18 protein-coding genes and 1 pseudogene are annotated in these 22,334 nt (G+C 47.4%); 16 read left to right on the forward strand and 3 right to left on the reverse strand.

What is annotated here, in order from left to right; translation table 11 throughout:
- Positions 1–6 precede the first annotated feature (6 nt).
- The 3 genes from Q0460_RS04170 to Q0460_RS04180 form a co-directional block, all read right to left on the reverse strand.
- Complete coding sequence (locus Q0460_RS04170; RefSeq protein ID WP_299085248.1) at positions 7–1,935, reverse strand: MacB family efflux pump subunit; 1,929 nt, start codon at positions 1,933–1,935, stop codon at positions 7–9.
- Positions 1,936–1,956: 21 nt separating this feature from the next.
- A complete protein-coding gene (locus Q0460_RS04175) occupies positions 1,957–3,141 on the reverse strand; it encodes an efflux RND transporter periplasmic adaptor subunit (RefSeq protein WP_299085250.1) in 1,185 nt (394 codons plus the stop codon).
- Between the two features lie 64 nt (positions 3,142–3,205).
- Positions 3,206–4,075, reverse strand: a complete 870-nt coding sequence (locus Q0460_RS04180) for an EamA family transporter (RefSeq protein WP_299085252.1) — start codon at positions 4,073–4,075, stop codon at positions 3,206–3,208.
- A 151-nt stretch (positions 4,076–4,226) separates the two neighbouring features.
- Here Q0460_RS04180 and glmU point away from each other — a divergent pair, with 151 nt between their 5' ends.
- From glmU to Q0460_RS04265, 16 genes and pseudogenes are all read left to right on the forward strand, one after another.
- Complete coding sequence (gene glmU / locus Q0460_RS04185; protein ID WP_299085253.1) at positions 4,227–5,528, forward strand: bifunctional UDP-N-acetylglucosamine diphosphorylase/glucosamine-1-phosphate N-acetyltransferase GlmU; 1,302 nt, start codon at positions 4,227–4,229, stop codon at positions 5,526–5,528.
- Entirely contained in the window at positions 5,521–6,702 is a 1,182-nt protein-coding gene (gene coaBC / locus Q0460_RS04190) for a bifunctional phosphopantothenoylcysteine decarboxylase/phosphopantothenate--cysteine ligase CoaBC (RefSeq protein WP_299085257.1), read from the forward strand. The genes glmU and coaBC overlap by 8 nt, the downstream gene beginning before the upstream one ends.
- Positions 6,703–6,705: 3 nt before the next feature.
- A complete protein-coding gene (gene uppS / locus Q0460_RS04195) occupies positions 6,706–7,383 on the forward strand; it encodes a polyprenyl diphosphate synthase (RefSeq protein WP_299085260.1) in 678 nt (225 codons plus the stop codon).
- Between the two features lie 322 nt (positions 7,384–7,705).
- On the forward strand, positions 7,706–8,131 hold the full coding sequence (locus tag Q0460_RS04200) for a hypothetical protein (protein WP_299085263.1): 426 nt from the start codon (positions 7,706–7,708) through the stop codon (positions 8,129–8,131).
- 65 nt (positions 8,132–8,196) lie between these two features.
- Positions 8,197–8,952, forward strand: a complete 756-nt coding sequence (locus Q0460_RS04205) for an A24 family peptidase (protein ID WP_299085266.1) — start codon at positions 8,197–8,199, stop codon at positions 8,950–8,952.
- Complete coding sequence (locus tag Q0460_RS04210; protein ID WP_299085269.1) at positions 8,945–9,976, forward strand: LptF/LptG family permease; 1,032 nt, start codon at positions 8,945–8,947, stop codon at positions 9,974–9,976. Before Q0460_RS04205 ends, Q0460_RS04210 begins: the two co-directional genes overlap by 8 nt.
- 610 nt (positions 9,977–10,586) lie before the next feature.
- On the forward strand, positions 10,587–11,351 hold the full coding sequence (truA, locus tag Q0460_RS10615) for a tRNA pseudouridine(38-40) synthase TruA (RefSeq protein WP_367178655.1): 765 nt from the start codon (positions 10,587–10,589) through the stop codon (positions 11,349–11,351).
- 233 nt (positions 11,352–11,584) lie between these two features.
- The gene (locus Q0460_RS04220) at positions 11,585–12,526 is read left to right on the forward strand and encodes a TAXI family TRAP transporter solute-binding subunit (protein WP_005873238.1); all 942 of its coding nucleotides are present in this window, start codon (positions 11,585–11,587) and stop codon (positions 12,524–12,526) included.
- Positions 12,527–12,534: 8 nt separating this feature from the next.
- Positions 12,535–14,616: a TRAP transporter permease gene (locus Q0460_RS04225; RefSeq protein ID WP_299085274.1), complete on the forward strand. Its 2,082-nt coding sequence runs from the start codon at positions 12,535–12,537 to the stop codon at positions 14,614–14,616.
- A 684-nt stretch (positions 14,617–15,300) separates the two neighbouring features.
- A complete protein-coding gene (locus tag Q0460_RS04230; RefSeq protein ID WP_299085277.1) occupies positions 15,301–17,424 on the forward strand; it encodes a TonB-dependent receptor in 2,124 nt (707 codons plus the stop codon).
- A complete protein-coding gene (locus Q0460_RS04235) occupies positions 17,418–18,320 on the forward strand; it encodes an alpha/beta hydrolase-fold protein (protein ID WP_299085280.1) in 903 nt (300 codons plus the stop codon). Before Q0460_RS04230 ends, Q0460_RS04235 begins: the two co-directional genes overlap by 7 nt.
- A gap of 168 nt (positions 18,321–18,488) precedes the next feature.
- Complete coding sequence (locus Q0460_RS04240) at positions 18,489–18,740, forward strand: hypothetical protein (RefSeq protein ID WP_299085283.1); 252 nt, start codon at positions 18,489–18,491, stop codon at positions 18,738–18,740.
- 199 nt (positions 18,741–18,939) lie between these two features.
- Positions 18,940–19,398: a CidA/LrgA family protein gene (locus tag Q0460_RS04245; protein WP_299085286.1), complete on the forward strand. Its 459-nt coding sequence runs from the start codon at positions 18,940–18,942 to the stop codon at positions 19,396–19,398.
- On the forward strand, positions 19,395–20,087 hold the full coding sequence (locus tag Q0460_RS04250; protein WP_005873245.1) for an LrgB family protein: 693 nt from the start codon (positions 19,395–19,397) through the stop codon (positions 20,085–20,087). Before Q0460_RS04245 ends, Q0460_RS04250 begins: the two co-directional genes overlap by 4 nt.
- Positions 20,088–20,096: 9 nt before the next feature.
- Positions 20,097–20,663 (forward strand): AAA family ATPase, encoded by a 567-nt coding sequence (locus tag Q0460_RS04255; protein ID WP_005873246.1) that lies wholly within the window; start codon positions 20,097–20,099, stop codon positions 20,661–20,663.
- Between the two features lie 261 nt (positions 20,664–20,924).
- Positions 20,925–22,319, forward strand: a pseudogene (locus Q0460_RS04265) (cytochrome C).
- Positions 22,320–22,334: the final 15 nt, after the last annotated feature.

The following is a 22,334-nucleotide window of genomic DNA, read 5'->3' on the forward strand; positions in this document are numbered from 1 at the left end:
CCTTGGTTATTCTTGTGCTAAAGCATCTATCGGATTTAATCTGCTGGCGTTTCTTGCCGGCAGATAGCCGAAAACTATACCGATCGCGGACGACGCCGCAAAGGCGATCACGAAAGGCGCCGTAGTAAATTTCATCGCAAAATCTAAGCTTATGGTATTAAACGCAAATCCAAGCGCCAAAGCGATTAAAATTCCTAAAGCTCCACCTAACGAGCAAAGCAAGATCGCCTCTATCAAAAACTGCTGCAAAATATTGGATTGCTTCGCTCCGATCGCCATTCTGATGCCGATTTCGCGCGTGCGCTCGGTAACGCTTACGAGCATGATATTCATCACGCCGATACCGCCGACGACGAGCGAAATCACTGCGATCGATGAGATCAGAATCGTCATCGTGCCGGTAGTGCTTTGTATTGTTTGTTTGATAGTATCTGCGTTCATCGTATGAAAATCCCGCGAGCCGTGTCTTTGGATAAGTAGCTGAGTTAGGCTCTCTTCGGCCACTTGAGTATTGACATCGTCTTTTATTTTGATGGTTATAGAGCTGATTTTTCGATTGCCCGTGATTTTATTCATCACGGTCGAATACGGCGCGTAAATTCTTAAATTTTCGTTGCTTCCGAAGGCGTTTTTATCCTTGCCCGAAACTCCTATGATCTTAAGTGGCTTACCCGAAAATAAAATCGTCTTTCCGATAGGATCGGAATTTTTAAAAAATGTTTTTTTGGTGTTGGGATCGATAATCGCGACAGAGGCAGAATTTTTAATATCATCGTCACTAAAATTTCTACCATCTTCTATATCTATGCCATTAACCGCCAAAGAATTCACGCCACCACCGCGCAGTTGAGCTTTGGAGCTTAAATTCGCATAGGTTGCCGTACCGCTTGCAGAAGCATTTGGTGTAGCATAATCAACGTAGGGCTGGCGCGCCAAAACTTTAGAATCGCTTATCGTAAGGGTGCTCACAAAGCCCGCTCGCACATCGCCGAAATTTTTACCGGGAAAGATATCGATCGTATTGGTGCCAATTTTACGGATCTCGGATAAAATTTTCTCCTCCGAACCCTTACCAAGAGCTACTACGCAGATAACAGACGCGATGCCGATGATGATGCCTAGCATCGTCAAAATCGATCTTAGTTTATGCGAAAATATCGCGCTAATGGACATTTTAAAGCTTTCGATGAGCTGATCTTTGCGCAGTATGAAAGAATTTTTCGTTTTGATCTGCTCTTTTTTGCGCTCAAAAATCCGCTCCGTCTTTCTTTTATCGCTTAAAATTTTACCGTCTTTGATCTCGATGATACGATCCGCAAATTCCGCAATATGCGCATCATGCGTAACGATAATGATGGTATGTCCCTCTTTATGCAGCGCCGTTAAAATTTGCATCACCGTCTCGCCGCTTTTGCTATCAAGCGCGCCGGTAGGCTCGTCTGCCAAAATCACTTCGCCGCCGTTTATCAGAGCGCGGGCGATGCTTACGCGCTGCTGCTGCCCGCCGCTAAGTTTGCTCGGTAAATTTTTAGTGCGATCGCCAAGCTCCAGCTTATTTAAAAGCTCCACAGCTCTTTTCGTCCGTTCGCTCGCCCCTACGCCCGCATACACCGCAGGTAGCGAGACGTTTGCGGTCGCGTCCATCGTGGCGATGAGATTGTATTTTTGAAAGACAAAGCCAAATTTTTTACTTCTAAGCGCCGCAAGCTCGTCGCCGCTTAAATTCGCGGTTTCGCGACCTTCGATCTTATAGCTTCCGCTACTTGGCGTATCGATGCAGCCGATTATATTCATCAGCGTCGATTTTCCGCTTCCGGATTGCCCGATAATCGATATAAACTCGCCCGCTTCGATATTTAAGCTTACGTCCTTTAATACGTGGATTTCGTTATCGCCGAGAATGAATTTTTTGTTTATATCTTTAAGCTCTAGCATATTTGCACCATAAAATTTTAACTAAAACACCATCGGAGGCCCGTCCATATTTAACGGCGCGGCTTTTCCGTCGGCAATAAGCACCTCATCTTTTTCATCCAAACCGCTTAAAATTTCAGTATTCAAATCATCGCTGACGCCCGTTTTTACGTATCGCTGCTCGGGCTCGTTGCCGTTAAGCACCGTGACGTAATCGCCTTTCGCGTCGCGCTTGATAACGGAGGTAGGTAGGTAGCTCGTATTGTTCGCTTCGCTTACGATTATGTTGTTTTCGGTCGTCATTCCAATCTTTAAAAAATCATTTTCATTGTCTACGAGCATCTTTGCGTAAAAATAGATCGCGCTGTCGCTGCTACTCGAAGAATAAGACGATCCGCTAGAGGTTTTATCGTACGTCCCGTCGCTAAGCGTGGTAAGACCGGGGTCGATCTTGTAAATTTTAGCCTTTTTGATATTATCCAGATCCGATAGTATGGAGTATTCTACGTCCATTCCGACCTTTACTTTGGATATATCGCCCTCTGCGATTTGCATCTTGATCTCCATCTTGCTTAGATCGGCGATCTTTACGATCGTAGGCGTAGTTTGGTTGGAATTTACCGTTTTTCCTTCCTCTACCGGCATTGAAACGATCGTGCCGCTTATCGGAGCCGTGATCTTGGTATAGCCGAAATTTGTCTCCGCCGTGCTTAGCTGAAGTTTGGTCTGCTCGATCTGCGCCTCGATCTGCTTCTGCTCGGCCTCTTTTAAAGCGGCGCTATTTTTAGCGTTTTCCACAGCCTCTTTGGAAGCGGCGTTTCTTTTATACAGCTCAAGCTCGCGGTTATACTGCGTTTTGGCGTTTTCCGCGGCGATCTTTGCTGAAGCCAAATTTGCCTCGTGGATCAGAAGCTGCGCCTTTTGCTGCGCGATCTCGTTTTCTTGCGTAACGGAATCAATCTGCGCTATCATATCACCCTTTTGAACCTTATCGCCCACTTTGACGTAGAGCTTTTTGATCTGACCGCTTACCTGTGCGCCCACATCGACCAAATCTCTGGCGTAAACCTCGCCCGCAGCCGTCACCGTGCCTCTTATATCGCCCTTTTCAAGCCTTGTGGTAAGGGCCTTCGGTGCCTCTTCTTGCTTAAAAAATTTACCGTATAAGAAATATATCGCAATAAAAATAAGTACGATAAAGACGATAAATTTCAAGGTTTTTTTCATTTTGCCAACTTCAAATAAAATAGGGGCTAATTCTAATGTAAAAATATAAAATTTTAGTTAAATACTAAATTCTTTGCTCGCGCACGGCGTAAAATTTCATAATCTTTTTATGTAAAATTAGCGAAACATAAATCAGCGCCGAGCCCGCAAGTAGGCGCGCCAGATCGGCATCCTTTTGCCAAAATACCAAATTTACGACGATTGCTGCGGGGATGAGCGCGTTATTCATAATCGCAAGCACGCCGCTATCGACTTCGCACGCGCCTTTGTTCCACAAAAAATACCCTAAAGCGCTTGCGACAGTTCCTAGATACACGATCACCGCGCCTTGCGAGAAGCTGGGATTAAATTTAGAAAAATCCCCGAGCACGATCGCAGCAATCGCCGTAACCGCGGTAGCCCCCGCAAAAAAGTAGCCGAAAAGCTCCTTCTGCTCGCTAAAGCCGTGGCGCTCCAGCATAAATTTATACGCGCTCTGTCCGAGCCCGAAGCATAAATTTGCGCCTTGCACGAGCAAAAAGCCCGTCAAAAACTCAGAATTTATCGCGCCGAATTTGATCACCAAGGCACCTAGCACCGCGACTGCGACGCTAAAAAGATATAGCGCGCGAAATCTAAGCTTAAGCGCGTCGTAAAGCAACGTCACGTAAAACGGAGTAAATATCGTAAAAAGCGCCACTTCATAGACTTTCAAATACGCAAAGCTGCGGTAATAGAAGATATACATCACGCCGATCTGCACGGCACCCACGGCGCAAATTTTAAGCGCTAAAGTGGGATTTACGCCGCGAAATTTCATAAACGGCAGGAAGCAAATTAGCGCCAACGATACGCGCGAAAACGCCAAATACGCGCTGTCTATGCCGCGCAAAAACTCGCCTATCAGCGAGAAGCTAAACGCCCAAATACAAGTAACCAAAATCAGTTTTTTCAAAACGTCCGCCTAAGCTTTAAAATTTAGGCGGACATTTTATAAAATTTTAGTTAAATTTGGGATTTAAATTTCGCCTGCGCGGCATAAATTTAGGTTTTTATTTATTTTAAATGTGTTAAAATTATCCGATTTTTGAAATTTAAGGGTAAAAATGAACGACGTTTCGGTTATAGTTCTTGCCGCAGGGCTGGGCACTCGGATGAAGTCGCAAAAGGCCAAGGTTCTTTTCGAGCTTTGCGGCGAGCCAATGATAATCCACATCCTAAAGAAAGCTTACGAAATTTCAAACGACGTGAGCGTGATTTTACACTACCAATTTGACGAGGTTAAAAGCACTATCCTGACGCGCTTTCCGGGCGCTAAAATCTACAAACAAGACCACGAGCATTTTCCGGGCACTGCGGGCGGGCTAAAAGAGGTCGAAATCTGCGGAGCCAAAACGCTCATAATCTGCGGCGATATGCCTTTGGTAAAAAGCGCCGAGCTTCGCAAACTCTGCGAGGGGGACGCGGAAGTAAATCTAAGCGTTTTTAGCGCTAGCGATCCATTCGGATACGGTCGAGTAATTACTCGCAGCGGCGAAATTTTAAAGATCGTAGAGCAAAAGGACGCAAGCGAGGAAGAAAAGGCGGTAAAAGACGCAAACGCCGGCTGCTACTGCTTCAAAAGCGAGGCGCTAAAACAGATCCTGCCGCAGATCAAACCAGATAACGCGCAAAAAGAGTACTACCTCACCGACGCGATCAAAATCGCCAAAGATATGGGCTTAAAATGCGCCGCCGTATGGGTGGACGAGCAAAGCTTCATGGGCATAAACGATAAGTTCGCCCTCAGCATCGCCGAAAATTTAATGCAAAACGAGATCAAAGAAAATTTGATGAAACAAGGTGTTTTGATGCGCCTACCGCAAAGCATCTACATCGACAGCAGGGCGAAATTTATCGGCGAATGCGAGCTGCAAGAAAACGTAAGTATCGTCGGTCCTTGCGTGATCGAAAGCTCGCTTATAAAAAGCGGCTGCGTCATCGAAGATAGCGTCGTAAAAAACTCCGACATCGGTCCGATGGCACATCTACGCCCAAAATGCGAAGTCATCGGCACCCATATCGGAAATTTCGTCGAGCTTAAAAACGCAAAAGTAAACAGGATCAAGGCGGGGCATTTAAGCTACCTCGGAGATTGCGAGATCGATGAGGGCAGCAATATCGGCTGTGGCACGATTACGTGTAACTACGACGGCAAGAAAAAATACAAAACGATAATCGGCAAAAACGTCTTTATCGGCTCGGATACGCAGCTAGTAGCGCCCGTGCGGATAGCCGACGACGTCATAATCGCTGCGGGCACGACGGTTACAAGCGACGTTCCGAGCGGCGCGCTGGCGATCAGCCGAACGAAACAAACTAACAAAGATGGGTTTTTCCATAAATTTTTTAGGAGCGAAGATGAGTAAGAAAAAGGTTTTACTGGCGGTTTGCGGGAGTATCAGTTTTTACAAAGCGTTTGAAATTTTATCCGCTCTGAAAAAGTCGAATTTCGACGTCTATGTCGCGCTCAGCGACGGCGTGCAGGAGTTTGTCAGCTACAAGGCGTTCGAGGCACTGTGCGATCACCCCGTGCTTTGCAAAGCCAACGAAAACTGGCAGGCTGGCATTAACCACATCGCTTATTCCAAGGTGGATTTAGTTTTGATAGCGCCTGCGACGGCAAATACGATAAACAAGCTCGCTTGGGGCGTCTGCGACAACGTATTTTTAGAGGTGCTAAACGCGGCTTTCGCCCACGCCAAGGTGGTCATCGCGCCGGCCGCAAATCCAGCGCTACTTGAAAACAATATCACAAAAAACTGCATCGATATGCTAAAAGCGAGCGTCAATGCGTATTTTGTGGATCCGATAGAAAAAACCCTAGCTTGCGGCGATACCGGCAAGGGCGGGCTAGCGAGCACCGAGGCGATAATGCAGACGCTAAAGCGCGCGCTTTACAACGATAAATTTTGGGAGGATAAAACCGTCATCATCACCGGAGGCGCGACGATCGAAAAGATCGACAGCGTGCGCGGCATTACGAATTTCTCCAGCGGTAAAACCTCCAAAGCGATTGCCGACGCGCTGTTTTATCTGGGCGCGGACGTGACGCTGATCTCTAGCAACGAATATGAAAATTTACCGTACAAGCTCGTTAAATTTGAAAGCACTATCGGGCTAAAATCGGCGCTTGACAGCACAAAATTCCCAGACGGCTCATATTTGATAATGGCCGCTGCGGTAAGCGACTACTCGCCGAAAGTTCGCTACAAAGATAAGGTAAAAAAAGCGGAGATCGGCGAAATTTGGAATTTACGCCTGGGCGAAAACGAAGATATCTTAAGCTCCGTGCGCGGAAATATCAAAAAAGTGGGCTTTAAACTCGAAACAGACCGCGAAAATGCCGTCGGCGAGGCCAAACGCATGCTAAATGAAAAGCATCTCGACGCCGTCTGCCTAAACGTGCTGGACGACATCGTTAGGCTCGGTGGCGACGTCCTTAAGGTCACCTTTATCACGAAAAACGATCAGGTCGTAATCGACACCGCGCCGAAGGACGAAGTCGCCCTAAAAATCGCGGCTGAGCTGAAAAAAATCTGATCCGTGAATAGCCTAAATCATCTAGCCCTTGTGATGGACGGCAACGGGCGCTGGGCGAAAAAGCGCGGTCTGCTGCGCACCGGCGGGCACGAAGCGGGCGCGGAGGTCGTGGAGCAGATCTGCGAGTTTTGCATCGACGAAAGCATCGCAAACCTCACGCTCTACGCCTTTAGCACCGAAAATTGGAAGCGCCCGAAAAGCGAAGTGGAATTTTTGATGAAGTTGCTGCAAAAATTCCTAATTTCACGCCGCGAAAAATTTACCCAAAACGGGATAAAATTCTATCCGATCGGCGACATATCGGCTTTTAGCGGCGATCTGCGAAGCGAGATCGAATATCTTTCAAATTTAACGCAAAACGGACGAGCGCTAAATTTTAACCTAGCGATCAACTACGGCTCTCGCGACGAGATCGTGCGAGCGTGCGAGAGGCTGCTTGCAAGCGGCGAGCGGCTAAGCGAAGCGGGCATCGGCGCGCATCTGGATACCGCGCATAGCGGCGACGTGGATCTGCTGGTGCGCACGGGCGGCGAGCAGCGGCTGTCGAATTTCTTACTCTGGCAGGCGAGCTATGCCGAGCTTGCGTTTACGCCGACGCTGTGGCCCGATTTCACGCGCGAGGAGCTTGCGCGCATAGTGGATGATTTCCGCCGCAAACAACGCCGCTTCGGCGGTCTTTAAGCTGCGGCGCAGTCGCTCTAACGGTCGCTTTAAATTTTAAAATTTTAATTTGCAGAACCGCCTGCGGCGCAGTAAATTTTAAAATTTAATCCGCGGGCGCTCGCGACACCTTGAAATTTTGAAATTTCAGGATTTTAATTTACAGCGCCGTAAAATTTAAAATTTTAACTACGTAGTCGCGCGACACCTTGAAATTTTGAAATTTCGTCCTTTTAAATTTAAACCTCTAGCGCGAGCTGTGTTATGAGGCGCGGTAAATTTAAACGCGGCAGAATTTTAAAAATCACGCCGCCAGTTCACGCTAAAACCGACAAGGAGGGCTATGAGCTACTACATACAATGTGGTTGCGGCAAAAAGCTTACCAAAAAGCCGATGAAAACTCTAAGATGCCCAAGATGCGGCAGCGTGTATAAAAAACCTAAGAAATTTATACTGGCGGTCTATATTTGCCTGCTTGTGTTTTTTGTGCTAGCATTTGCTTTCATCCCCGATAAAATGGGGATTTTGGCATCCGCAGGCAGCGGGATAGGCGCATATATTATGTTTTTATGGATCGTAGATACTTTGAACTTCGATCTTTTGGACGCCGTGATACTAGTGGCGGGATTTTTGATTTTCGGCGGATTATATGGGGCATGGGGCGAGCCGCTAATCGCAGGGCTCATAGCTATTTTATTTTGCGTGGGCGCAGCGGCGATTTTCGTAAAATTTTTCCCTTACGAGAGGCAAAAAATCAATGAAAACTAAGAAATTTCTCGCTACCATAAAGCGTTTGATTAAATTTTAAAAAGTTAAAGCTCCAAAGGAAAAAGATGGATTTAAATATCGTTTACGGCGTGATTTTTGCGGTATTCGGCACCTGCGTAGGCTCGTTTTGCAACGTCCTGATCTACCGCCTGCCGCGCGGACAGAGCGTAAATTTCCCCGCTTCGCACTGCCCTAAATGCTCTCACGCTTTAAAATTTTACCACAACATCCCGCTGCTTTCGTGGCTCTTTTTGGGCGGCAAATGCGCCTTTTGCAAAACCAAAATTTCGATCCGCTACCCGATCGTCGAGCTTTTAGGCGGCGCGCTTGCGCTTGCGGCGTATTTCGGCGAGCCCGATCTTGCAAAAGCCGCAGTGCTCGGGCTTTGTTTTATCTTGCTTATGGCGCTTTCGGCGATCGATTTTGAGTATAAAGCCGTACCGGAGAGCCTTCTTTACGTAGTTACGGCGCTTTCGCTTGCTTATACGCTGATGTACGATTTTGATCTCAGCGGCGTGGGCGCGGCGGCGGGATACGCGGCGATATTTTTCGTGCTGCGCCTCATCGTCACCTTCGTGCTAAAGCGCGAAGCGATGGGCAGCGCGGATATTTTTATCGCGGGCGTTATGGGGGCGATTTTGGGCTGGAAGCTGGGCGGCATCTCGATCTACATCGGTGCGATTTTGACGCTGCCTGCGTATCTCATCGCGAACAAAAGAGGCTACGAGCTGCCGTTCGTGCCGTTTTTATCGATGGGGCTGCTTCTTACCTTTATCTTCAAAGATCAAATTTTAAGACTCTTGGACGTCATTTATGGATAGGGTACAGCGCTATTTATTTAGCAATTTCGTCGGCTCCTTCGCGTCGCTTTTCAGCACGCTTTTTATCATAATGTCGATCGTCTTTTTTCTTCAGATCGCGCGCATTACGTCGTTTATCGAGATAAATTTTTCAGAGCTAGTAAAGCTCTATCTTTTCATGCTGCCGCGCATCCTCATATTTACGGTGCCGATCGCGTTTTTTGTAGCGCTTAGCATCTCGCTTTTTAGGCTCTCTAAAGAGAACGAAACCATCGTCATCTTCACCATCGGCTATGCTACGCGCAAGATCGCGCTGTTTTTTGGCATAAGCGCTGCGCTGTGCTCCTTGGCGCTGCTTTTCGTCTCGCTTTTTATGATGCCGATAGCCGAAAATTTAAAGGACAATTTCATCGATTACAAAAAGATTAGCGCGACGCTAAATATCAAATCCAACGAATTCGGGCAGAAATTCTCCGACTGGCTCGTTTTTATCGATTCACAGGAAAACAACGGCACAAGCACGCTGTATAAGGATCTCGTGCTGTATAATCCAGGTGGCTCGCAGGATCACGAGAGGATGATCGTAGCGCGCAGCGGCGAGTTTAAAAACGAAAACGCGAGCTTTTCGGCGATGCTGCACGACGGCAAAATTTACACGATGGGCGGCGATCAATGGCACGTAAGCGAGTTTGAAAGCCTAACTCTGCGCACGCAAAGCGACCGCAATATCCGCGGCGGAAGCGGCGTAATAGGATACTGGAGCGAGATGGGCGGCAGCGAAAAGCGCAGGAAAGAATTTAGCATCTACACCCTCGTCTCGCTCTTTCCGCTGGCGAGCTTTCTGTTTGCGCTAAGCCTCGGCATCGTGACCTATCGCTACGAAAAGGGCTTCGTTTACGCGGGGATCTTCGGCGTGCTTTTTAGCTACTTCGCGCTGATCATGCTACTCTCCAAACATCCGAGCATCGCGCTTCCCGTGACATTCGGCGTTACGCTTATCGCATCGCTACTTTACTACAGGATCAAAATTGCCCCGAGATACTGAAAAAAGCTCCGAGCTTTGCGGCGGCGAAATTTTAAACAAAAGCTCGTCCGTTCGAAATTTAACAGATAAAATTTCGGCGAGCAAGCCTAACGCCTCTGAAATTTTGCGTGGCGTAAATTTAAAGCATGAAGCGCAAAGCGGCGAGCAGGCTTTGATTTTAAACGATAAAATTTCAAATTTTAAAAATTCCGCTCTTGTAAGTTCGGCGAGCGATACGGCCACCTATACTGCGCCTGCTTGCAGTTTAAATCACGAAAGAGCCAAGCAAAGCTCTAGCGCCGTTTGCACCAAAAAGACCGCGCGCGTGGCGGATTTAAATTCCGCCCGCAAAAATTCCACCGATACCGCCGCTTCGGATATTTGCGCAGCAAACGCTGCGAAAGCTAATGTAGCGAGTGGCGACGCTTTAAAAATCTATACGTCGCCCGTCGCAAAATTTTACACTACCCGTCCCGCGTCCACCCGCGCTGCAGACTCCCGCAAAGCAAACGCCGCCTATAAAGCGGACGTCCCTGCAAACACGCCAGCAAGCGCGTCCGAACTCAAAAATATTATTAAAAGCGCGCCCGCAAGCGACTTAGCAGCGAGCGAGCTTGCGTACATCGGCAAAATAAGCGCCGCGCCAAATACCCCCGCAGATGCGTGCGCATATGCCGCGAGCGCAAACTCCGATCGCGTAAAGCTCAAGCTTGTCTATTCCTACGACGGCTCGAAATTTAGCGGCTCGCAGTCTCAGCCTCACGGGCGCGGCGTCGAGGACGTGCTACGTGCGGCTCTGGGGCGCGTGGGGATCTTTGCGCCGCTCATCAGCAGCTCGCGCACCGATAAAGGGGTGCACGCACTGCGCCAAGTAAGCTGCGTCGAATGCACCGTGCATTGGGAGTTGTCGCGCCTAAAAGAGCTTATCAACCGCCACTGCGCGCCCTATATTTTTGTACGTCACATCAGCCAGGTGCCGCGCGATTTTCATCCGCGTTACGACGCTATGGCGCGCTGCTATCGCTACGTTTTAAACCACGGACGTCCCAGCCCCTTTCTTAGCGATTTTTGCGTGTTTTATCCGCGCGTGGATCTTGCCGCGCTTAATACTGCGCTTGCAAATTTTATCGGCGAGCACGATTTTAGCGAGTTTATGAAAAGCGGTAGCGACATAAAAAGCCCCGTGCGCGAGCTCTACGTCGCGCGCGCCTACTCTTTTAGAAATTTAACCTTGATAAATTTTAAAGCCAATGGATTTTTGCGAGCACAGGTGCGGCTGATGGTCGCAAACGTCCTAAAATCCGTGCAGGGCGGGCGCAAGATCAGCTTCTCGCGAGCGCTTAGCAGAATCCCATTTCCACCAAACGGGCTGTATCTTAGCAGCGTGAGTTATTAAGGCTTGAAATTTATAGCGTTAAATTTTATCCACGGGCGTTTGGATTTCAAGCTTAGAATTTTATCGCGGTAAAATTCTGCATATCAGAGCAGATCGCCGAGCTACTTTGATATTAAATCACCTGCGCCGCGATGTGTAAAATCGTAAATTTGCGCGAAATTCAATCTGTTTTTATTAGAATTTTATAGAAATTTAGCAATACTTTCAAACTTTTAACTCAAAAAGGAGCAAAGATGAAAAAATTTTCTGTTGCTTTGGCCGGTTTGGCCTTACTAGCTAGCGTTTCAGGCGCTAAGGAGTTCATCAATATCGGCACCGGCGGTATGACCGGCACCTATTATCCGGTAGGCGGCGCGATTTGCCGCTTGGTAAATATGGATAAAAATATGAAATGCTCCGTGCAATCGACGGGCGGCTCGACGTATAACGTCAATAACGTGCTTAAAAAAGAGCTAAATTTCGGCTTCGTTCAAAGCGACGTCGTCTATGATAAATACAACGGTACGGGTAAATTTCAAGGCGCGGCGGATAAAAATTTACGCTCCGTAATTTCGATCTATCCGGAACTTTTGGCTTTCGTCGTCTCTAAAGAGAGCGGTATCAAAGCCTACGGCGACGCTGCGGGCAAAAAGATCAATATCGGAAACCCAGGCAGCGGTAACGAGCTAACCAGCACGATAGTTTTTGAAAACTACGACTTCGATCTTAAAAAGCTCGCCCAGCACGGTGTCTTAACTGCGCAAGAATGCCCGATGGCGCTAAAAGATAAGAAAATCGACGGATACTTCTACGTCGTAGGACATCCGACCGCAAATATCACCGATGCGGCGACTTCGCTTCCTATCGACTTAGTCGGCATCGACGATGAGCATATTAAAAAAATTCTAGAAAAATATCCATATTTTGCCAAAGGCGTGATCCCTGCAAAAATGTATGACGGTGTAGATCACGATACGCAGACTATCGGCGTAAAGGCCGTACTCGTAACCGACGCTAGCCAAAGCGACGAGGCGGTTAGAGCGGTAGTTAAAGCGATACTTGATAATTTCGACGAGTATAAAAAGCTACACCCTGCGCTAAATTTGGTAAGCAAAGAATCTCTTTTAGAGGGGCTTAGTGCGCCGCTTCATCCTGCGGCAGAGGCGGTGTATAAAGAAGCCGGGCTGCTGAAATAGGCTAGTTGATGGAGAAATCTACACAAAACGACGAGCAGGTTTTAGAGGTAAAAAGTAGAGAATTTACCTCTAAAAAGCTCTTCTGGCTCGTGACGCTGGTCTGCTTCGCGTGGTCGGTCTTTCAGCTTTATATCGCGTATTTTACGTTAAATACAAATATCGCGCGCTCAATCCACTTAGCGTTCGCCATTTTTATAATTTTTTCGCTTTTTCCGTTTCGCCCGCGCTCTAAAGCACATTTTTACATCCCGTTTTACGATTATATTTTATTAATCGTCGGAGTCGCCGCGATCTTGTATCCTGCGATAGAATTTAACGGGCTAGCGCAGCGCCCGGGAAATTATCTAACCAGAGATATCGTAGCAGCCTTTATCGGAATTTTCATACTCTTTGAAGCAGGTCGTCGTATGATGGGACCAGCGCTTGGCATTATCGCTTTTACCTTTCTTCTATATTGTTACTTCGGCCCTTATATGCCAGATATAATCGCGCACCGCGGCGCAAGCTTTGAACTGCTTGCAGGGCATATGTTTTTAACGACGGAGGGCGTATTCGGCGTGCCGGTAGGGGTCAGCACCAGCTTCATCTATCTGTTCGTGTTATTCGGCGCGCTTTTGGAGCGAGCCGGAGCGGGGCAGTATTTTATAAACGTAGCGTTTGCGATTTTAGGTCGCTTCCGCGGAGGTCCTGCCAAAGCTAGCGTAATCGCCAGCGGGCTAACCGGCATGGTAAGCGGCAGCTCGACCGCAAACGTCGTGACGGTGGGCACCTTTACGATACCGCTTATGAAAAAAGCGGGGCTTACCGCCACTAAAGCGGGCGCTATCGAGGTCGCCGCAGGCGTAAACGGGCAGCTTATGCCACCTATCATGGGCGCTGCGGCGTTTATCATCGCAGAGTTTTTAGGTATGAGCTACACCAACGTAATGATCGCGGCGGTGATCCCCGCTTTCGTCTGCTATGCGGGGTTATTTTTTATCGTGCATCTTGAAAGCTGCAAGCTAGGGCTTCGCGGCAGCCGCGATTACGCCAAGGTTTCAAAGCTAAAAATTATATTTAGCGGCATTCATTACATAATACCGATTTTGGTGCTTCTTTTCACTCTATTGATTCTAAAAGAAAGCGCGATCTCTGCGGCGTTTAACTCAATCTGCGTGCTATTTTTAATAATGATCGTACAAGAGCCCGCTAAAAAAACGATATTTGGCGAAAAAGTTGGCAAGTCCGATTTTATCGTCGGCTTTGTCGATATCTTTTGGGCTATGGTGGGCGCTGCTAAAAACATGGTCACGGTCGCCGTTGCCACCGCACTAGCGGGCATCATCATCGGCTCGATCTCGCTTACCGGGCTGGGACAGGTTCTTTCAGAGCTCGTAGAAGCAGTCGCAGGAAACAGCATAGTACTGATACTTCTGATGACTGCGATAATGAGCCTGATTTTGGGCATGGGACTTCCTACGACGGCGAATTATATCGTCGTTTCAAGCCTGATTGCGCCAGTGATTTTGATACTAGCGGGCAAAAACGGCTTTTTGATCCCTGCGATCGCAGTGCATCTTTTCGTATTTTATTTCGGAATTTTAGCGGATGATACCCCTCCAGTGGGTATTGCCGCATACGCCGCCGCGGGCATCGCAAAAGCAAACCCGGTAACCGTGGGACTTCAGGGCTTCGTGTATGATCTGCGCACCGCGGTGCTTCCGTTTGCGTTTTTCTTCAACAATAAGCTGCTTTTGATCCAAAGCATCGGCGATCCGATGGATTCAAAGAGCATCGTTTGGATCAGCGATCCACTGCAAATCGTGCTGATTTTTGCCACGGCGATCGTGGGTATGTTTGCCTTCAGCTCCTCGCTTCAGGGCTGGTTCGTAACCAAGTGTAACCCGGTAGAGCGCCTGCTCTTGCTGCTCGTAACGCCGCTAATGCTGGTGCCTAATATCTGCGCGAAATTCATAGAGTTTATCCCTAGCGAATACGCAAGCTACGGCATCGGCGCTGCGATCTACGCGCTGATCTTTGCAAAGCAGTGGGTTTTAAGACCTAAGGACTCGGACGATACGCACGCCGAAAATAGCGCGCCTGCGGCGTAAAGCCAAATTTGACCCCGCTAAATTTTAAAATTGGCGGGGTCTTATTAAATTTATCTTCTTACTTTGCATTCTTGCGCCAAGATTTTAAATTTGGATCGACTCTTTGCTCTAAATTTAAAACCTCGGCAGATTGTGCCGCGCTGATAAATCTAGTTTAAATTTAAATCCGCCTATATAAACTACTCAAAATTTTAAATTGCGCCGAAGCGATTATGCCACTTAGTAAGATAAATTTATTCATACGAAGCTACTGTGTTAAAAAACATCGCATATTAATCCCACGCATATTAATCCCATTGGTCTATAATTATCGCAAGCCGCAGGATGCACGAAATCAATAGAGTAAAGCTGTTTTCGCGCTGCCGCTTGTAATGCCTTCGATAGTTTAAAATATACACGTCCACAAAAGCGAAAATGATTCTTAGAGCAGATAAAATCAAAAACTGTGCAAAATTTTTTCAAAACGATTTGATAATTAAGACTGGGCGTTATAAAATTTTACTTATTTACAGCAATTTCTTGATTATATGTTGTACTTTATTTAAAATAATTTTTATAAAAATATCGATGGGATGGGGAATTATTAGTCAAATTTAATTCTATAAAAATACTTTAATAATTAATATTAAATTTATCCGCTTTGAGTTATAATCCGCGATTAAATTTCAAAATAGAGGAACAAAAATGCAAAAAGATATGTATTTTAAAAAGGCGAAATTTATCGCATTATCGATATGTGCGAGCGTTTCGATTTTATGCGGCGTCGAAGGCTCACACCTAAGCAGTGACGCAAATAGCACGAATCTTGGCGAAATCGTAGTAAGCGCGAGCGGCTTTCGCCAAGATATCAGGCAGGCGCCGGCCTCCATCTCCACCTTGGATAATAAAGAGATATCAAGCGGCAGCTTCACTTCGCTGCACGATATCGCGAATAAAATGCCGGGCGTCAGCGTTATCGCAGGCGACGACGGCCCGGCAAGCGGGATATCCATCAGAGGAATGGAAAGCTCTCAAACCCTTGTGCTTATCGACGGCAAACGCGTAAGTTCCGCGGCGGCGAACCCAAAAGGCGGAGCGGGCGATATGAACTCGAATTTTATCCCGCCCGCAGGAGCGATCGAGCGTATCGAAGTGATTAGAGGACCTATGAGCTCGCTTTACGGAAGCGATGCGGTAGGCGGCGTGATAAATATCATTACGAAAAAGAATTTTTCTAAATTTAGCGGAAGCGCCGCCATATCTACGACTATCCAAGATCACGAGGGTATCGGAAACGGTAAGATGGGCGAAGCCTACGTCAATATTCCCTTCGGGCAGTATGCGGCGCTTCAGCTGTGGGGATATAAGAAACTGCGCGACGAGGACGGCTATAAGGGAGGTTATCAAAAAAGCGATAAATCGGATTCTAACGCCAAGCTTTGGCTAACGCCGGATGAAAATAATAAATTTTACGTTCAAACCGGAAGGCAAAATCACGATTATTCAAGGACTCTTGGTAAAACCGCCGTTTATCCCAACGCGCGCGGATTAAATCACTATAAATATAAAAGAGAAAATCATGGCGTCGGATATTTGGGTGAGTTTGAGAGCTTAAGTGCCGATATAAGTTATTTTTGGGATAAGACTCGCCGTACGAGTATTTTTGATAGCCTTTCTCCCGCAATCGTAAAAAATAGAAATTTTAATTCCAAATTTACGACTTATCTCGGTATAAATACGCTTACCTTCGGCTATGATTTTAGCAAACAGGATGTGCGAACGACTTTCATCGTTTCAAACGCGAATAAGCAAAATTTACGCTCTCCGCAGCGATTTTCTATGAACGAGCATGCGGGATTTTTAGAGGATGAGATCGAAATTTTGGAAAATACGCTATTTTTAACGCTCGGCGGCAGGCTCACGCACAACGAATACTTCGGCAACCACTTTTCTCCTAGAGCCTACGCGACGTTTAATATAGGCGATACTTGGACGATCAAAGGCGGCGTCGCAACCGGTTATAAAACTCCCAACGTCAATCAAATTTCGCCTGAAGTAGGCACGATTCAGGGCGGCTGGAGGATTATAGATTTCGGTAACAAGGATTTAAAGCCCGAGAAAAGCACGACCTACGAGATCGGGCTTTATTACGACAATGCAGACAATCTGCGCGGCAATATCACGCTATTTAAAAACGACTTCAAAGATAAAATTTTAGATACCGATGGCAGCAATATCAATAGGATTCCCGCTTACGGAGGCTGCGCCGGCGCGCCGAGCATTAATTGCCCGGGTTGGGGAACGTATTTTAATATAGAAGGAGCCGAGGTTTACGGCGTTGAGCTGAGCGGCGATTACGATATTACTAAGAGGCTAAATTTCAAGGCGAACTACACCTATAGCCACTCCGAGATCGAAACCGGGGATCCTACGATCTATACGCCAAACGGCGCCGTTAAATTTAGCCAAACCAATCTTAGTAGGCTGGATGGCAAATCCCTGACCGCTACTCCGAAGCATGCCGCACATGCGACGCTTAGCTATAGGCCTATCGCTCCGCTTTCTACCTTTATCGGTCTTAATTACGAAAGCGAGCTTACAAGCGTGCAATTCGGTCCGGGCAATAGGGTTAGTAAAAACGACAAAAAGCTTTTTACTACGGATTTGGGCGCACAATACGATTTAAACGATAATCTGAACCTAAATTTAACCGCTTATAATATCTTTGATAACGTCCGATACGACGAGGGTCTCGCAGACGACGGCAATTACTATTGGTATCCCGAGGAGGGCAGGAGGTTTTGGTTTAAGGTAAACGCTAAATGGTAAGCCTAAAGAACTTTATTGCGGTATTTGACGCGCTCTTTTTAGCGTGCTTATTCGCTTGCGATCTGGGAGCAAAACCGCCGCAAAAGATTGAGCGAGTAAGTGGAGCTGCGCGCGAAATGTTTAACGTGAGCGATTTTATTCTAAAAAGCAAGAGTGGCGAAAAATATAAAATTTTTATAGCTCGCCAAAAAAATGTCGCTCGCTACGATAGGGTAGTTTTTATGGTTGATGCGAACGCGCAAGTTGCTATGTTTTTAAACTCTTATGCGCAAATTTACGCAGGTCGAAATAGCGCGAAAGAAAACGCCGAAACCGGGCCTAAATTAAATAAAACCGTTCTTATAGTAGGCATCGGATACGACAGCCCGCTAGCGTATGATATTAAGCGTCGCACGAGAGATTTAACGCCCGCGGCGAGCGACGAAGAATATGCAAACGGCGGCGGCGCAGCAGAATTTTACGATTTCGTAAAAGATGAACTATTTCCGCTCGTGGAGAAAAAATACTCTACGGCAAAAAGCGATAAAATTTACTTCGGACATTCTTTTGGCGGGCTATTCGGGATTTATGCTTTGCTGCGCGACGATGGGATTTTCGACGGGTTTTTTATTGCCTCACCTTCGTTGTGGTGGGGCGAATCACAGCTGATCAGAGATGCCCTAGACGAGGGAAAGCTTAGATCAAATTTAAAAGCGAAATTTATAATGCTCGTTGCTGGCTCGCGTGAAATACGTAAAGGAAAAACCGATAAAGCGGGAATTTTAAAAGTAGCCGATCTAGCTGAAATTTTAAAAACAAAGGGGCTTTCTTGCGAGTTTAAGCTCTACGAAGGCGCTTCGCACGGCGAAGTAATCCCATTGGCTTTGCGAGATTTAGCGCTATTTACGCAAAGATAATCTTCTATTTAGCCGGTAAGCTTTAATCTAAACCCGGCTCGTTTATATTTGCAAGCGTAAGACCGAGCGGCGCAGGCTCGCTGATCGCGCCAAAACGCGTCGCCGGATTTAAGAAATTAAACTTTAAAGCCGTTTTGGCTAGTATCGCGCAAATTTAAAGGAGAGAAAATGCAAAGTTTCAAATGGCAAATTTCAAAGCGGCTCAAGCAGGCGATGCGAGAGCGAGATATCGATAATCTCACGCTCGTGCGCCGCACGGACGAGCTGTATTCGCGCTCGCACCCGGGTCATGACGAGGATATGCGCGCCGAAGTTTACGCGGTTTTGGACGAATACGCGCCCAACGTCGATATCGAAATTTTCGATCTAGTCTGCAGGGTGCTCGGTATCAAAATCGAGCTAGGCGAGACGCTTGATTGAGTAGTCGTCGCCGAATTTTACCCGTGCCGCAAGGCTAAATTTAGCGCTACGATAAATCGCAAAATTCTATCTAAAGCCTAGCTACAGAGCTTGCTTAAGTAAATTTTGCCGCAAAATTTCGCTCAAAATCCGCAAGATTAATATCTATTTTAACTGCAAAGTGCTAAATTTAGCGCTAAATTTTAATCCGAGGTAAGCTTTGAACTACTTAATCCAATTCAGCGTAATTTTAGGGATATCTTTTGTTGCGGAGATTTTGGCGGCGCTCGTGCCTGTGCCGATCCCCGCTAGCATCTACGGACTAGTCATTATGCTTTTAGCCCTGATCTTCAAACTCATCAAAGTATCACAGATCAGAGAAACCGTGTCGTTTTTTATGCAGATTATGCCTGTGATCTTCATCCCGGCGGGTGCTGCGATCATCATCGCAGGCGACGCGCTACGCCAGCATCTTTTCGCAATCATCGCGATTACGGCAGTCTCTACGGTAGTAGTCATCGGTACAAGCGGCGCGGTAACGCAGATCTTTTATAAAATCGCACTCGCCCGCGTTAAGCGCAGGCTCTACGCAGCCGCACATGAACAAGACGGCGTGAATACAAAGGGTGTGGATGCGAAGCTGGAGCGCGAAATTTTATCCGGAGACGACAAAAAATGAGAGAAATTTTAATGAACTCCGCTTTTTTCGGCGTATTTTTGTGCCTGGGCTCATTTGAGCTGGGACTTTATCTAAAAAAGCGCTTTAAGCTAACTATTTTCAATCCGCTTCTAATCGGTATCGTGCTTACCGTCTGCGTGCTTTTACTCTTTAAAATTCCATACGAAAAATTTAACGCGAGCGCCTCGCACATTAGCTTTTTCTTAACGCCGATTACCGTCTGTCTAGCCGTGCCGCTATACGAGCAGCTGGCGCTTTTGCGAAGTAATTTTTTAGCTATTTTTGCAGGACTGATTTCGGGTATGATCGCAGGGCTAGGCAGCATCTACGCGATGTCTGTGATATTTGGGCTAAATCACACAATGTATGTCACGCTACTACCAAAATCCGTCACGGCGCCAATCGGTATGGGTATCAGCGAAAGCTTAGGCGGCATCGTGACACTAACGGTGGCCTGCATCATCGCTACGGGCATCATCGGCAGCGTATTTGGCGAGGCACTACTTAAAATTTTTGGCATAAAAAAGGCGATGGCAAAAGGTATCGCCCTAGGCTGCGCGAGCCACGCGATGGGAACGGCACGCGCTCTTGAGATCGGTGACGTAGAGGGCGCAATGGCGTCATTAGCAATGGCAGTTACGGGACTTCTTACCGTCATCGGTGCCGGTATTTTTGCACATTTCATCTAAGGAGAAAATATGATAATCTCGATCGCTAGACAAACGGGCGCAGGCGGGCGCGAAACCGCGCGCAAACTAGCCGAGCGCTTAGGCTACACCTATCTAGCTAAAGCGGATCTGCTCCGCAAAGCAGACGAGCTTGGCTGCTTCGAGCAGATGTATGAGTTCTACAACGAAATGCCCGTAAATACGCTACTTCAGGCAATATCGCACAACGAGCTAGCCAATGAGCAAAAGCGCGATCGCATCGTAGCAATCTACGAAAAGATCGTCTCGGGCGGCAACGTTATAGTGCTTGGACGCTGCGCCGGGTTTTTCTTGCGCGGACATCCGGATCTGCTGACGGTATTTCTACGTGCGAGTGATGAGTTTAAGCTTGCCAGATTAGAAAAAGAGGGCCATACTGACGCGCGCGAGTATATGGAAAACAGCGACGCGGGCAGGATGAGCTTTCATCAATACTACACCAACCAAGTCTGGGGCGCGTCCGCAAACTACAATATCTGCATCGACACATCGTATTGCGGCATAGATAATGCGGTAAATATCATCGAGTATCTAGTCAAACATCACATTGAAAAGTGATTTGCGCCTAAGAGCATAAAAGTGGAATTTATCTTTTCGAAGATGAATTCCACTTGATCTCGCAAACCCGCCCTATTTCTATCGTAATTTAAAATTTACATCTCTTTCAGCTTGAATTCCATTTATAAATGACGCATTTAGCTGTATTATAAAGTCTCTCGTTCAATGCGACATTAAATTCTAAACCGCGCCTACTCACCGAAAATCAGCAAAATTTAGCTAAAATTTGACGAAATTTAAATCCAAATTTAAGGAGATAAAATGCAAAGCAAAGCCCATCTATGCCCAAAATGCAGCGAAAACACGATCTATTTTGACGGCATCTGCCACTCATGCAGCCAAAAGCAGAGGCGAGAGGAGATTTTAAACCTAAGCGCGGACGAAGTGGAGGCGATGATCCTAAAAATTGCGGAGTGAATCGATGAGATCGAAAAATGGGATGAGATTTACAACGATTTTTGGGCGCTTTTTAGCCTGTTAGGTATCCACGATCCAAGGATCGCGCGAGCCGCTGCCGCGGCGGAGATATACTGCCCGCCGGAGCTTTACTTCTGCGCGCCTAAGGACGTGAGAGATGCGCTCGTCCGCAAGCTCGCCTCGCTACAAGACAATGCCAAAAACACTCTAAACGACCTACTGTGCGCGCTTGCGTGGCAGGGCGACGAGCAGACGACGCGGCTTTTTTACGAGCTGTATCAAAACCCGAAGCCGTGGCGCCAAAAGCTCTACGCAGGCACTGAAATTTACGCGCAAATTGGCGGCTGGAGCTTTGATCGGATGGGCGAGCGCAAATCGCTCGTTTTTGATAAGTGTCTCGCCGCGGTGCGCGTAAAAGATGGCGCGGAGAAAAACGGCGAGCGCACTAGCGGGCGCGGAGATGAAAGCGCGAGCGAAATTTTAAATTTCAAAGGCGGCGCGAGCGGCGCAAATTCCGAACAAAGTGCGCAAAAAGACGCGAGCAAAACTTCAAATTTACACGCGGGCGCGCAGAGTACTCACACGAGCATGGACGAAAACGCGAGCTTGCGGAACGAGCGCGTAAATTTCAAATCAGACGCGCAAAAAGACGCTGGCAGCGGTTTAAATTTAAGCGAAAATGCAAAGGACACCCACTGCGAAGGCACAAACCAAAACGCGGATGAGCCCGTACGTATCGGCAGGCCTACGGGGCAAAGGTGCGAGTTTTGCGGCTGCGAGATGCTTGATATGCTCCGCCTTAAGGCCGATGAGCCGCGGCTTGCGTTTCTTAATTTAAAGCACGACGCGATCTTTCGCTGCTGCCCGACCTGCGTCGGCTCGGTAATGTATTTTTGCAAATGCGGCGCGGACGGCGAGCCGCAGATGCGCTGCGAGGGCGAAGGGATGGAGAAGAGCTACTTTTCGCAGCAGGATATGACGCGGCTGAGCGGTATGAAATTTAAGCTAGGCGGCGAAGTTTCGCCATTTTACGGCTGCTTTAGCGAGCTTGACGTGACCGTGGGAGGCTATCCGCAGTGGGTGCAGGACGCCGCGTATCTGAGCTGCCCTAGCTGCGGCGGGACGATGAAGCATCTAGCGCAGATCCCATTTGGCGAGCTGGTGCAGGGCGAGGGGGTCATATATGTGCAAATTTGCGAGAAATGCGAGATTTTGGGCGGTTGCTTTCAGTGCACGTGAGGCAAATTAATTAGC

The organism is uncultured Campylobacter sp., assembly GCF_937980635.1.
Taxonomy (GTDB): domain Bacteria; phylum Campylobacterota; class Campylobacteria; order Campylobacterales; family Campylobacteraceae; genus Campylobacter_B.

Coding starts and splice junctions, on each gene's coding strand:
- Q0460_RS04170 (WP_299085248.1), bottom strand. CDS start 1,935: ATGCTAGAGCTTAAAGATATAAACAAAAAATTCATTCTCGGCGATAAC.
- Q0460_RS04175 (WP_299085250.1), bottom strand. CDS start 3,141: ATGAAAAAAACCTTGAAATTTATCGTCTTTATCGTACTTATTTTTATT.
- glmU (WP_299085253.1), top strand. CDS start 4,227: ATGAACGACGTTTCGGTTATAGTTCTTGCCGCAGGGCTGGGCACTCGG.
- coaBC (WP_299085257.1), top strand. CDS start 5,521: ATGAGTAAGAAAAAGGTTTTACTGGCGGTTTGCGGGAGTATCAGTTTT.
- Q0460_RS04200 (WP_299085263.1), top strand. CDS start 7,706: ATGAGCTACTACATACAATGTGGTTGCGGCAAAAAGCTTACCAAAAAG.
- Q0460_RS04205 (WP_299085266.1), top strand. CDS start 8,197: ATGGATTTAAATATCGTTTACGGCGTGATTTTTGCGGTATTCGGCACC.
- Q0460_RS04210 (WP_299085269.1), top strand. CDS start 8,945: ATGGATAGGGTACAGCGCTATTTATTTAGCAATTTCGTCGGCTCCTTC.
- Q0460_RS04220 (WP_005873238.1), top strand. CDS start 11,585: ATGAAAAAATTTTCTGTTGCTTTGGCCGGTTTGGCCTTACTAGCTAGC.
- Q0460_RS04225 (WP_299085274.1), top strand. CDS start 12,535: ATGGAGAAATCTACACAAAACGACGAGCAGGTTTTAGAGGTAAAAAGT.
- Q0460_RS04230 (WP_299085277.1), top strand. CDS start 15,301: ATGCAAAAAGATATGTATTTTAAAAAGGCGAAATTTATCGCATTATCG.
- Q0460_RS04235 (WP_299085280.1), top strand. CDS start 17,418: ATGGTAAGCCTAAAGAACTTTATTGCGGTATTTGACGCGCTCTTTTTA.
- Q0460_RS04240 (WP_299085283.1), top strand. CDS start 18,489: ATGCAAAGTTTCAAATGGCAAATTTCAAAGCGGCTCAAGCAGGCGATG.
- Q0460_RS04250 (WP_005873245.1), top strand. CDS start 19,395: ATGAGAGAAATTTTAATGAACTCCGCTTTTTTCGGCGTATTTTTGTGC.
- Q0460_RS04255 (WP_005873246.1), top strand. CDS start 20,097: ATGATAATCTCGATCGCTAGACAAACGGGCGCAGGCGGGCGCGAAACC.